Here is an 11,562-nt window from a genome sequence, read left to right on the forward strand (position 1 = left end):
AGGATGGCCAAACTCGTTGAGCCCCAATACAGGCCCGGACCCAACTCACGTCAATTCAACGATCCTGGTCTTTGTTTCTTTTGGTACTTGCGGCACGAAAAGCAGGAGCATTCCCGGCCATACCAGCAGCAGGCGAACCTTGTCGCATGCTGTAAAAATTCGTGTATTCCAGATACGCCAACGCGGGAGCAAGCTCCCGCGCGGCGACATCCTACCAGTCACCGCCGCAAGGCAGTCAACCGGCCGACCAACAACTTACTTGTGGTCTTTGACTTCTTCGAACTCGGCATCGACAACATCGTCAGCCTTTTCAGCTTTCTCGTCGTGCGGCGCCGCGCCTTCAGCAGGCTGAGCCTGTTCGGCGTACATCTTCTGAGCAACCGGAGCCGAGACTTTCGACAGCTCTTCGATCTTCGCTTCGATGGCAGCCTTGTCGTCGCCTTTTACAGCGGCTTCCAGTGCAACCACGGCAGCTTCGATCGCGGTCTTCTCTTCAGCGCTGACCTTGTCGCCCGCTTCGGTAACCATTTTGCGAGTCGAGTGAACCAGTGCGTCACCCTTGTTACGGGATTCAGCCAGTTCAGCGAACTTGCGGTCTTCCTCGGCGTTCAGCTCGGCATCGCGAACCATCTTCTGAATTTCTTCATCCGACAGACCGGAGTTGGCCTTGATGGTGATCTTCTGCTCTTTACCGGTCGCCTTGTCTTTCGCGCCAACGTGCAGGATGCCGTTAGCGTCGATGTCGAAGGTCACTTCGATCTGCGGTACGCCACGTGGAGCTGGTGGAATGTCGGCCAGGTCGAACTTGCCCAGGGACTTGTTCTGTGCGGCTTGCTTACGCTCACCTTGCAGAACGTGAATGGTCACAGCGCCCTGGTTGTCGTCGGCAGTCGAGAACACTTGCGATTTCTTGGTAGGAATCGTGGTGTTTTTCTCGATCAGCGCAGTCATCACGCCACCCATGGTTTCGATACCCAGGGTCAGCGGGCTGACGTCGAGCAGCAGAACGTCTTTAACGTCACCGGCCAGAACGGCGCCCTGAATCGCAGCACCCATGGCAACCGCTTCGTCCGGGTTCACGTCCTTACGTGCTTCTTTACCGAAGAAATCGGTCACCAGCTTCTGTACCAGCGGCATACGGGTCTGACCGCCGACCAGAATCACGTCGTTGATCGCGCCAACGTCGATACCGGCGTCTTTCATGGCGATGCGGCAAGGTTCGATGGTGCGCTGAACCAGGTCTTCAACCAGTGCTTCGAGCTTGGCACGCGAGATCTTCACGTTCAGGTGCTTAGGACCGGTGGCATCTGCAGTGATGTACGGCAGATTGACGTCGGTCGACTGAGCGGACGACAGCTCGATCTTGGCTTTCTCAGCGGCTTCTTTCAGGCGCTGCATGGCCAGCGGGTCGCCTTTGAGGTTCATGCCGCTTTCTTTCTTGAATTCGTCGACGAGGTAGTCGATCAGACGAATGTCGAAGTCTTCACCGCCGAGGAAGGTGTCACCGTTGGTGGCCAACACTTCGAACTGGTGCTCGCCGTCAACTTCAGCGATCTCGATCACGGAAACGTCGAAAGTACCGCCACCCAGGTCGTAAACGATCACGGTGTGATCGCCCTTGGCCTTGTCCATACCGTAAGCCAGAGCAGCTGCGGTTGGTTCGTTGATGATACGTTTAACGTCCAGACCGGCGATGCGGCCGGCGTCTTTGGTCGCCTGACGCTGGCTGTCGTTGAAGTAGGCCGGAACGGTGATCACCGCTTCGGTCACAGGCTCGCCGAGGTAGTCTTCGGCGGTCTTCTTCATCTTCTTCAGAATTTCAGCCGAGATTTGTGGCGGCGCCATTTTCTGGCCGTTCACTTCAACCCAGGCGTCGCCGTTGTCAGCCTTGGCGATTTTGTACGGGACCATCTTGATGTCTTTCTGTACGACTTCTTCGTCGAACTTGCGACCGATCAGACGCTTCACCGCGTACAGAGTGTTGTGCGGGTTGGTTACTGCCTGACGCTTGGCCGACTGACCAACGAGGATTTCACCATCGTTGGCGTAAGCGATGATCGACGGCGTGGTACGCGCGCCTTCGGCGTTTTCGATAACTTTGGCTACGCCGTTTTCCAGCACGGAGACGCAGGAGTTGGTAGTCCCCAGGTCGATACCGATAATTTTGCCCATGTTCACTCTCCCGAAACTTTGGATTTTGTTGCCGCAGCAGTGGTGGCTAACTGCGGTAATACTTAAACGCTTGACTTCTAAATGGGGGCCTCGCGGCTAATTTCAAGCCTTCTCGTCAATCGAAGGCGAAATTGGCGCCGGCGCCTTGCTGACCACAACCATGGCCGGACGCAACAGGCGACCGTTGAGCTGGTAGCCCTTCTGGAACACCTTCAGAACGCTGTTCGGTTCTACGTCGGCGCTTTCCTGCATGGCCATCGCCTGATGGTGAACGGCGTTGAATGGTTCGCCATGCGGATCGATCGCTTCAAGCTGATAACGCTTGAGGGTGTCGTGGAACATTTTCAGGGTCAGTTCAATGCCTTCGCGCATCGGACGGATGCTTTCGTCGTCCGGGCTCGACAGCTCGAGGCCGCGCTCCAGGCTGTCGACGATAGGCAGCAGGTCACCGGCGAATTTTTCCAGCGCAAATTTGTGCGCCTTCTCGACATCCTGCTCGGCACGGCGGCGGACGTTCTGCAGATCGGCAGCTACGCGCAGCGACTGATCCTGCGCGGCGGCCAACTGCTCTTCGAGCACTTGTACACGGGTCGCCAGGTCGTCACCCGAAGTCTCGGGCGCCTGATTGGCTTCTGGATTTTGCGTATCTACTGTCTGTTCGTCAGCCATAGAATTCTCCTTTCAATTACGTCCGCGAGCTGTACTCGCGCTTCTGCCCCGATATATGGGGCCGCAAAATCAGGCTTCAAGGGCCTGCAATGATTAACCCTACAAAAAAGTGCTGCATTGTCATTCCCGCTCGGACTAAGCATTTGATCGGATCAAGCGAATCGAGCTAAGCGAGGGCATTGTCAGCCAGAAACAAAACACTGTATAAATAACCAGACCTAAAGCCTGGGAGCGGCCTTTATGCTGGTGCACCTGTCCGTACACAACTACGCCATCGTCGAACATCTCGATCTCGAACTCGATCGCGGGATGAGCGTGATCACAGGGGAAACCGGCGCCGGCAAGTCGATCATGCTCGACGCCCTGGGCCTGACCCTCGGCGATCGCGCCGACAGCGGCGTGGTCCGCCCGGGCGCCGACAAGGCCGATATCCTGGCCACCTTCGACCTGGTCGACATTCCTGAAGCCCATGCCTGGTTGGCCGAGCGCGATCTCGAAAATGACGGCCCGTGCATCCTGCGCCGAGTCATCACTGCCGAAGGCCGTTCGCGCGGCTACATCAATGGCACGCCCTGCCCGCTCGGCGATCTCAAGGCCCTCGGCGAACTGCTGATCGATATCCACAGTCAGCACGAACACCAGTCCCTGCTGAAAACCGATACCCACCGGCGCCTGCTCGATGAATACGCTGGCGCGACCGATCTGGCCCGTCAGGTTCAACTCGCCGCGCAGCGCTGGCGTCAAACTCGCCAGGAGCTGGAGCGCCTCTCCAATTCCGGCGATGAACAACGCGCGCGCCACCAGTTGCTCAGCTACCAGCTCGAAGAACTGGAAAACCTCGGCCTCGGCGAAAACGAGCTGGAACAGCTGGAGCAGGAACACAAGAACCTGACCAACGCCGAAACCCTGCTCGGCATTTGCCGACAAGTGGTCGAGCAGTGCAGCGAAAGCGATTCCGGCAACGTACTGAATGCACTGACCGCCAGCCTCAATCGCCTTTCGAGCGTAAACAACTCGGTTGGCGCACTGGGCGAAGCCAGCAGCCTGCTGACCAGCGCGCAGATCCAGGTCGAAGAAGCCGTGGGCGAACTCAATCGCTTCCTCGACAACTTCGATGCCGATCCGGCGCGCCTGCAATATCTGGAAGAACGCCTCGACGCGATTTACACCCTGGCCCGCAAGCACCGGATCCAGCCAACCGAAGTCGCCGAGATGCAGCAGAAACTGCTGGATGAGATCGAAACGCTCAATGCCAACGACGAATCCATCGAGCGCCTGGGTGAAGAACTGGCGTCCTACGCACGCCATTATCAAGAGAAGGCCCGCGAGCTGAGCGACTTGCGTCACCAGGCCGCCGGCAGCCTTGCCAGCGCCGTGGAGCAGGAAATCCAGCGCTTGGGCATGCCGGGCGGTCGTTTCACCATTGAATTGCGCGCCAACAGCAGCGACGAACTGCTGCCCAACGGCCTGGAACAGGTCGAACTGCTGGTCAGCGCCAACCCCGGCCAACCACTGAAGGCGCTGGCCAAAGTGGCCTCCGGTGGCGAGCTGTCGCGGATCAGCCTGGCGATTCAGGTGATCACCGCACAGACCTCACGGGTGCCAACCCTGGTATTCGACGAAGTGGACGTGGGCATCGGCGGGCCAACTGCTGAAATCGTCGGCCAGTTGTTGCGGCGTCTTGGCGATCGCGGGCAGGTGCTGACCGTGACGCACTTGCCGCAAGTGGCGGCGCAAGGGCATCAGCATTTGTTCGTGCACAAGGTGCGCGGCGAGCAGGCGACTCACACTGCCGTGTCCAAGCTGAGCAAGAACGACCGTATAGAAGAAGTGGCGCGGATGCTGGGCGGCATCGACCTGACCAAAGAATCCTTGGCTCACGCGAAAAAAATGGTGGTTACCGCAAAAGTTTAAGAGCAGCAGAAAGCACGAAGGCGACCCTTGGGTCGCCTTCGTTCGTTTCGCGAACCTGAAATTCGCGCGACATGCTTACTTTTTCTTGCGTACGTACAGCACCAGATTGTGATCTACCAGATCAACACCGTGCTCCTCGGCGATTGCCTTCTGGAGCTTTTCGATTTCCGGACTGACGAATTCGACGACTTCACCGGTTTCCACGTTGACCATATGGTCGTGGTGGCCACCGTCGGCCAGTTCGAATACCGCGTGGCCACCGTCGAAGTTGTGACGGACCACGAGGCCAGCGGCTTCGAACTGGGTCAGAACACGGTAAACCGTGGCCAGACCGACGTCCTCGCCCGCTTCCATCAACGCCTTGTAGACGTCTTCGGCACTCATGTGACGCTGCTCGGTAGAGTCGAGCATTTGCAGGATCTTGACCCGTGGCAGGGTCACTTTGAGGCCGGCTTTGCGTAGTTCGCTATTTTCAACCATGGTCAGCTTTCTCGCGATGCTGCTTCGCAGCTTCTCTTAATGCGGGTATGATCGGCGTTTACGTTGTCCCAGCCAAGATAGTGGAAGTCGCCCACCGATGCAAAACACCAAGCTCTTGCTAACCAGTTTCACCTTTGTGGGACTGCTCGCACTCGCCGGTTGTTCATTCCCCGGGGTTTACAAAATCGACATCCAGCAGGGCAATGTCGTCACGCAGGACATGATAGACCAGTTACGCCCGGGAATGACCCGTCGGCAAGTACGGTTTATCATGGGTAACCCTCTGCTGACCGACACGTTCCATGCCGATCGCTGGGATTATCTGTACAGCCTGCAACCTGGTGGCGGTGAACGCCAACAGGAACGCGTGAGTGTTAATTTCAACTCCAACGACCAGCTTGTCAGCCTGTCCGGTGACTTCATGCCGGGCGTAAGCCGTGACGAAGCCATTCTCGGCAAGGACAGTGGCACCAGCGTGACCGCCCCTGCTGAAAACGCCGAGAAGCCGAAACCGGAAGAACCTGCCAAACCAGGCTCCTTGCTGGATCAGATCCAGAAGGACGTGGACGGTGTTGAAACCGTTCCGGTTCCGACGCCTGAGCCGCTGGACACCTCGCCGCAGTAATGGGCGAGGCAATAAAAAACCCGGAATTTCCGGGTTTTTTATTGCCTGCGATTTGCTCAGCCTACTGATTTCGTGCCTTGGCTTCAGCAGCCTTGGCCGCCCGCAGGCGCCGAACCTCTTTCGGATCCGCCAGTAACGGGCGGTAAATCTCGATACGATCCCCCGCCTGAATCAAGCGAACCTGTGGATCAGCCACCACCTTGCCGAAGATTCCCAACGGACACTCGCTCAAATCCAGCTCAGGGAATTCTTCCCCGATACCTGACTTGAGCACCGCCTCACGCACTGTCGTCCCTTCTGGAACGCTCAACGCGCGCAGAACCTGACGATCCACGGCGGCATACGCCACTTCAATCTCGATCACCGGCTCAACCATGCATCTGCTTGGCACGCTGGCAGAACGCATCCACCAGCGTATTCGCCGCCTGATTGAACAGCGGGCCGAGTGTCGCGCGCACCAGCGGCCCGGCGTAATCGAACGACAGATCAAGACTGATCTTGCAGGCCTTCTCGTTCAAGGCCTTGAAGACCCAGACGCCATGCAGTTGGTTGAACGGCCCCTCTTCCAGGTTCATCTCGATCGACTGCCCCGGCACCAGCGTATTGCGCGTGACGAAGTGCTGACTCAGACCGCCCTTGGCCACGCCAACGCTGGCGCGCATGTGCTCGGGCGAGCTCTCCAGCACCTCGGCGGACGAGCACCACGGCAGGAATTCCGGGTAACGCGCGACGTCGTTGACCAGGTCGTAGAGGAATTGCGCCGGGTATGGCAGCAACGCCGATCGTTGAATATGTGTCGTCATGTAAGCGTTACTTCCAGAGCTGAGCGGCAAACACTACAAGAATGCCGATAGGCGCCACGTAGCGCATCAAGAACAAGGACAGGGCAAACAGCGCCGGGTTACGAATCGACAACTCGTCACGCACCGCCTCACGCCCCATCACCCAACCGGCAAACAGCACGAAGCACAGGCCACCGAGCGGCAACATGATCCGCGAGGTGATGAAATCGATCACGCCGAAGAAGTCCAGACCACCCGCTGCACCCCATTGGTAGAGGTGGAACAGCCCGCCATCGTTCACGAAAAATTTGGCTTCCTTCCAGATATTGAAGGAGAAAACCGTACCCAGACCGACGAACCAGCAGATAAATGCCAGCCAGAAAGTCACCCAGCCACGGCTGATTTTCGTGCGTTCAACCAGATAGGCAACCATCGGTTCGAGCAGGGAAATCGCCGAGCTCCAGGCGGCAACTGCCACCAGAACAAAGAACACCACGCCCATCAACTGGCCGAAAACCACGTTACCGAAGGCAAATGGCAGACTGACGAACATCAGGCCGGGGCCTTCGCTAGGGTTCAAACCGCCGGCGAACACAATCGGAAACAATGCCAGACCGGCCACCAGCGAAACAAAGGTGTCGAGCAATGCCACACCGACCACCGTGCCGGACAACGACGCTTCCTTGGTCATGTAAGCGCCGTAGATCATGATCGAGCCGACGCCCACGCTCAGGGAAAAGAACGCATGGCCCATGGCGGGCAGCAAGCCGTCGAGGACTTTTTCCGGGTGGAAATCGAACATGAAATGCACGCCCTCCATGAAATGCCCGGTGGTCATGCTGTAACCCAGCAACACCAGCACCATCACGAACAGCAGCGGCATCATGATCCGCAGACTGCGCTCAAGCCCGGCGACCACGCCTTTGGCGATCACCACGGCCGACAACAGCATGAAAACTGTGTGCCAAAGTGTCAGGCGCCAGGGATCGGAGATCACATTGCCGAAATAAGCGCCGACCTGCTCCGCCGTGGCGCCCTGGAAGTCGCCGCGCCCCATGTCGATGATGTAATCCAGCGACCAGCCGCCAACCACACTATAGAAAGACAGGATCAGCAACGCCGTGATCATCCCGGCAAATGCGCCCCACGACCACTTGCCCGAATGCCCGGCTTCCAGCGCAAGCACCTTCAGGGCGTTCGCCGGACTCTGTCGTGCGCGGCGGCCGATGAGGGTTTCAGCCAGCATGACCGGGATCCCGATCAGGGCGATACAGGCCAGAAACATCAGCACGAAGGCGCCGCCACCGTAGACCCCGACCATGTAGGGGAATTTCCAGATGCTGCCCAGTCCCACGGCCGAACCGGTCGCGGCGAATATGAAAACCCAGCGGCTAGCCCAACTGCCGTGGACAGAAACCTTGTCTGTCGACATTGAATATCACGCCCAAGCGTTAGAAAAAGAGGCCGCATTGTCCGGGATTCAATCAACCTGCTCAAGCACGCAGCATCACCGTAGCCGAGGACCGTTTATCTCCATATAATGCCGCCCCTATGGCTAAACAGAAGAAACACCCAACAGGGACCATCGCGCAGAACAAAAAGGCGCGACACGATTACTTCATCGAACATCGTTTCGAGGCTGGTCTGGTCCTGGCCGGCTGGGAAGTAAAAAGTCTGCGGGCAAGCAAGCTGCAACTGGTCGACAGTTACGTGCTGCTCAAGGATGGCGAAGCCTGGCTCCTCGGCAGTCACATCACGCCGTTGATGACCGCCAGCACCCACGTCATCGCCGATCCGACCCGCACCCGCAAACTGCTGTTGAACAAGCGCGAGCTGGAAAAACTCGCCGCTGCCGTGCAACAGAAAGGCTACGCCTGCGTGTGCCTGTCCTTCTACTGGAGCAAGCACATGGTCAAGTGCGAGATCGCTCTGGGCAAGGGCAAGAAGGAATACGACAAGCGTGACACCGAGCGCGAACGCGACGCCGGTCGTGAGTTGCAGCGCGCCGTGCGCAACAAGGGCAAAGAAGAATAATTTCTTCTGCCTGAAAAGATCGCAGCCTGCGGCAGCTTCTACAGGGAAAGACACATTCCTGTGTAGGAGCTGCCGAAGGCTGCGATCTTTTTGCTTCTAAAAGCTACATCCCCTTGCGCCGCTCCGCCCGAGCCATGCGCTGAACTTCCTGCCGCACCTCTTCCAGCACCTCCTGCACATACAGAATGTGCCGACTGGAAACCTCGCGCGCCTGCTCCGCACGCCCCTCGATAATCGCCAGATACAGCTCCCGGTGCTGAGAGATCAGCATGTCGCGGGTTTCCGTACGCTGCTTGTACATGCCGCCAATGTTGGTCACCACGTTGCGCTTGAGCAGATCGAACAGCCCGCGAATGGTGTGCAGCAGCACTGCATTGTGGCTGGCTTCGGCGATCGCCAGATGAAACTTCGCATCCGCCGCGCCCTCTTCCATCCGGCTCACTTCGTCATGCCGCGTATAGCAATCCTGCAGCTCGTTGAACGCTGCGGTCAGACGTTCACGATCCACGTCCGTAGCGCGCAATGCTGCGTAATAGGCGCACGATGCCTCCAGTGTGTGCCGAAACTCCAGCAAGTCGCGCTGCGCTTCGGGGTTGCTCTCCAGCAGCAATAGCAGAGGATCACTGAAGGTCGAGCCGAGCGTTTCCACCACATAGTTGCCGCCGCCCTGGCGACTGACTAGCAAGCCCTTGGCCGCCAGTTTCTGAATCGCTTCGCGCAACGACGGACGCGACACGCCGAACTGCTCGGCCAGGGCGCGCTCAGCCGGAAGCCGCTCGCCGGACTTCAGCGTGCCCTCGAGGATCATCCCCTCGAGTCGCTCGACAATATCGTCAGACAAACGGCGCTGACGAATCTGATCAAACCCCATAACTCAATTCTCCACGATCCCGACCGCTCGCCGGGCTCTCTATTCTGGCCTATCGGCGCCCCGCCGGCACCTGTCAGAGCACATTCGCCCGACCGGATCAGATGACCTCTGCACCGCTTATTCGACAAAAGTTTCAGGGCGACAAATTGACACACCGACATCAAGGCTTTTACCCTAGCCAACAGCGATTGTAAATTGGTATTACCAATTAACCAAGAACGCTGACAGTGCCTGACCAACAACAATTAGGGGCCACCCCATATGCAAACCTGGCAACAGCTCTATACCCCGCTCGGCAGTCTCGGCGTCTCCGCTCTTGCGGCCGTTATCCCCATCGTTTTCTTCTTTCTGGCTCTGGCGGTGTTCCGCCTCAAGGGTCACGTGGCCGGCAGCATCACGCTCGCCCTGTCGATTGCCGTGGCGATTTTCGCCTTCCACATGCCGGTCGACATGGCCTTCGCCGCGGCCGGATACGGCTTTGCCTACGGTCTGTGGCCGATTGCCTGGATCATTGTCGCGGCGGTGTTCCTCTACAAACTGACGGTCAAGAGTGGTCAGTTCGAGGTCATTCGCAGTTCGGTGCTGTCGATCACCGACGACCAGCGTCTGCAGGTGCTGCTGATCGGTTTCTGCTTCGGTGCGTTTCTGGAAGGTGCCGCCGGCTTCGGCGCGCCGGTAGCGATTACCGCCGCGCTGCTGGTCGGTCTCGGCTTCAACCCGCTGTATGCCGCCGGCCTGTGCCTGATTGCCAACACCGCACCCGTGGCGTTCGGCGCCCTGGGGATTCCGATCATCGTGGCCGGCCAGGTCACCGGCATCGACGCGTTCAAGATCGGCGCCATGACCGGTCGCCAATTGCCGCTACTGTCGCTGTTCGTGCCGTTCTGGCTGGTGTTCATGATGGACGGCCTGCGCGGCGTGCGTGAAACCTGGCCGGCAGCACTGGTCGCAGGCCTGAGTTTCGCCGTGACTCAATACTTCACTTCGAACTTCATCGGCCCGGAGCTGCCGGACATCACCTCGGCCCTGGCCAGCCTGATTTCCCTGACCCTGTTCCTCAAAGTCTGGCAGCCAAAACGCGCCGCCGGCCAACACATTGTCGGCGCCGTTTCGGCCTCGGTGGTAACCGCCAGCGCAGGAGGTTTCGGCCAGAAGCGCAGCACCGTGGCGTCGCCTTACAGCCTCTGGGAAATTTTCATCGCCTGGTCGCCATTCCTGATCCTCACCGTGCTGGTAACCATCTGGACCCTTAAGCCCTTCAAAGCGATGTTCGCCGCCGGCGGTTCGATGTACGCCTGGGTGTTCAACTTTGCCATCCCACACCTTGATCAATTGGTGATCAAGACTGCTCCGATCGTTGTCACTCCGACCGCAATTCCGGCGGTGTTCAAGCTCGACCCGATCTCGGCGACCGGCACCGCGATTTTCTTCTCCGCACTGATCTCGATGCTGGTATTGAAGATCAACTTCAAAACTGGTCTGACCACTTTGAAAGAGACCTTCTACGAACTGCGCTGGCCTATTCTGTCGATCGGCATGGTGCTGGCCTTCGCCTTCGTCACCAACTATTCCGGCATGTCTTCGACCATGGCGCTGGTGCTGGCCGGTACGGGTGCCGCGTTCCCGTTTTTCTCGCCGTTCCTCGGCTGGCTGGGCGTGTTCCTCACCGGCTCGGATACCTCGTCCAACGCCCTGTTCAGTTCGCTGCAGGCGACCACCGCACATCAGATCGGCGTCAATGACACCTTGTTGGTCGCCGCCAATACCAGCGGTGGCGTGACCGGCAAGATGATCTCGCCACAATCGATCGCCGTGGCCTGTGCTGCGACCGGTCTAGTGGGCAAGGAATCGGATCTGTTCCGCTTCACCCTCAAGCACAGCCTATTCTTTGCCACGATTGTCGGCCTGATCACTCTGGCCCAGGCCTACTGGTTCACCGGCATGCTGGTGCACTAAACCTATAAACAAAACGGAAATAACCGACGCCGGCTGGTGATTCCGGCGTCAGCAATTCA

Annotated in this window: 11 protein-coding genes; 4 read left to right on the forward strand and 7 right to left on the reverse strand. The window is 58.5% G+C overall.

Features of this window, described 5'->3' with window-relative positions:
* Positions 1 to 255: 255 nt before the first annotated feature.
* Both dnaK and grpE read right to left on the reverse strand, forming a co-directional pair.
* Positions 256 to 2,172, reverse strand: a complete 1,917-nt coding sequence (gene dnaK / locus CKW11_RS25105) for a molecular chaperone DnaK (RefSeq protein ID WP_003221521.1) — start codon at positions 2,170 to 2,172, stop codon at positions 256 to 258.
* Between the two features lie 102 nt (positions 2,173 to 2,274).
* Entirely contained in the window at positions 2,275 to 2,841 is a 567-nt protein-coding gene (gene grpE, locus CKW11_RS25110) for a nucleotide exchange factor GrpE (RefSeq protein WP_007961425.1), read from the reverse strand.
* A 240-nt stretch (positions 2,842 to 3,081) separates the two neighbouring features.
* Here grpE and recN point away from each other — a divergent pair, with 240 nt between their 5' ends.
* A complete protein-coding gene (gene recN, locus CKW11_RS25115; RefSeq protein WP_095139827.1) occupies positions 3,082 to 4,755 on the forward strand; it encodes a DNA repair protein RecN in 1,674 nt (557 codons plus the stop codon).
* 75 nt (positions 4,756 to 4,830) lie between these two features.
* On the opposite strand, the gene fur is transcribed toward recN, so the two are convergent.
* Positions 4,831 to 5,235, reverse strand: a complete 405-nt coding sequence (gene fur, locus CKW11_RS25120) for a ferric iron uptake transcriptional regulator (RefSeq protein ID WP_003221515.1) — start codon at positions 5,233 to 5,235, stop codon at positions 4,831 to 4,833.
* 97 nt (positions 5,236 to 5,332) lie between these two features.
* Here fur and CKW11_RS25125 point away from each other — a divergent pair, with 97 nt between their 5' ends.
* On the forward strand, positions 5,333 to 5,860 hold the full coding sequence (locus CKW11_RS25125) for an outer membrane protein assembly factor BamE (protein ID WP_095139828.1): 528 nt from the start codon (positions 5,333 to 5,335) through the stop codon (positions 5,858 to 5,860).
* A gap of 61 nt (positions 5,861 to 5,921) precedes the next feature.
* On the opposite strand, the gene CKW11_RS25130 is transcribed toward CKW11_RS25125, so the two are convergent.
* Genes CKW11_RS25130 through CKW11_RS25140 form a run of 3 tightly spaced genes read right to left on the reverse strand, consistent with a single transcriptional unit; the run spans position 5,922 to position 8,074 of the window.
* Positions 5,922 to 6,236, reverse strand: a complete 315-nt coding sequence (locus tag CKW11_RS25130) for an RnfH family protein (RefSeq protein WP_095139829.1) — start codon at positions 6,234 to 6,236, stop codon at positions 5,922 to 5,924.
* Positions 6,229 to 6,663, reverse strand: a complete 435-nt coding sequence (locus tag CKW11_RS25135; RefSeq protein ID WP_003221509.1) for a type II toxin-antitoxin system RatA family toxin — start codon at positions 6,661 to 6,663, stop codon at positions 6,229 to 6,231. Before CKW11_RS25135 ends, CKW11_RS25130 begins: the two co-directional genes overlap by 8 nt.
* A 7-nt stretch (positions 6,664 to 6,670) precedes the next feature.
* Entirely contained in the window at positions 6,671 to 8,074 is a 1,404-nt protein-coding gene (locus tag CKW11_RS25140; RefSeq protein WP_095139830.1) for a sodium-dependent transporter, read from the reverse strand.
* A gap of 119 nt (positions 8,075 to 8,193) precedes the next feature.
* Here CKW11_RS25140 and smpB point away from each other — a divergent pair, with 119 nt between their 5' ends.
* Positions 8,194 to 8,676, forward strand: a complete 483-nt coding sequence (gene smpB / locus CKW11_RS25145; protein WP_003221505.1) for an SsrA-binding protein SmpB — start codon at positions 8,194 to 8,196, stop codon at positions 8,674 to 8,676.
* 103 nt (positions 8,677 to 8,779) lie between these two features.
* Here the strand turns inward: smpB and CKW11_RS25150 are convergent, their stop codons facing one another.
* A complete protein-coding gene (locus CKW11_RS25150; protein ID WP_095139831.1) occupies positions 8,780 to 9,547 on the reverse strand; it encodes a GntR family transcriptional regulator in 768 nt (255 codons plus the stop codon).
* 261 nt (positions 9,548 to 9,808) lie between these two features.
* Between CKW11_RS25150 and CKW11_RS25155 the strand changes: the two genes are divergently transcribed.
* The gene (locus tag CKW11_RS25155; protein ID WP_095139832.1) at positions 9,809 to 11,503 is read left to right on the forward strand and encodes a lactate permease LctP family transporter; all 1,695 of its coding nucleotides are present in this window, start codon (positions 9,809 to 9,811) and stop codon (positions 11,501 to 11,503) included.
* The last annotated feature ends 59 nt before the right edge of the window (positions 11,504 to 11,562 follow it).

It is taken from the genome of Pseudomonas sp. Irchel s3a10 (assembly GCF_900187525.1).
Taxonomy (GTDB): Bacteria; Pseudomonadota; Gammaproteobacteria; order Pseudomonadales; family Pseudomonadaceae; genus Aquipseudomonas; species Aquipseudomonas koreensis_G.

Excerpts from the sequence above, each read along its gene's own strand:
- dnaK (WP_003221521.1), bottom strand. The coding sequence starts at position 2,172 with ATGGGCAAAATTATCGGTATCGACCTGGGGACTACCAACTCCTGCGTC.
- grpE (WP_007961425.1), bottom strand. The coding sequence starts at position 2,841 with ATGGCTGACGAACAGACAGTAGATACGCAAAATCCAGAAGCCAATCAG.
- recN (WP_095139827.1), top strand. The coding sequence starts at position 3,082 with ATGCTGGTGCACCTGTCCGTACACAACTACGCCATCGTCGAACATCTC.
- fur (WP_003221515.1), bottom strand. The coding sequence starts at position 5,235 with ATGGTTGAAAATAGCGAACTACGCAAAGCCGGCCTCAAAGTGACCCTG.
- CKW11_RS25125 (WP_095139828.1), top strand. The coding sequence starts at position 5,333 with ATGCAAAACACCAAGCTCTTGCTAACCAGTTTCACCTTTGTGGGACTG.
- CKW11_RS25130 (WP_095139829.1), bottom strand. The coding sequence starts at position 6,236 with ATGGTTGAGCCGGTGATCGAGATTGAAGTGGCGTATGCCGCCGTGGAT.
- CKW11_RS25135 (WP_003221509.1), bottom strand. The coding sequence starts at position 6,663 with ATGACGACACATATTCAACGATCGGCGTTGCTGCCATACCCGGCGCAA.
- CKW11_RS25140 (WP_095139830.1), bottom strand. The coding sequence starts at position 8,074 with ATGTCGACAGACAAGGTTTCTGTCCACGGCAGTTGGGCTAGCCGCTGG.
- smpB (WP_003221505.1), top strand. The coding sequence starts at position 8,194 with ATGGCTAAACAGAAGAAACACCCAACAGGGACCATCGCGCAGAACAAA.
- CKW11_RS25150 (WP_095139831.1), bottom strand. The coding sequence starts at position 9,547 with ATGGGGTTTGATCAGATTCGTCAGCGCCGTTTGTCTGACGATATTGTC.
- CKW11_RS25155 (WP_095139832.1), top strand. The coding sequence starts at position 9,809 with ATGCAAACCTGGCAACAGCTCTATACCCCGCTCGGCAGTCTCGGCGTC.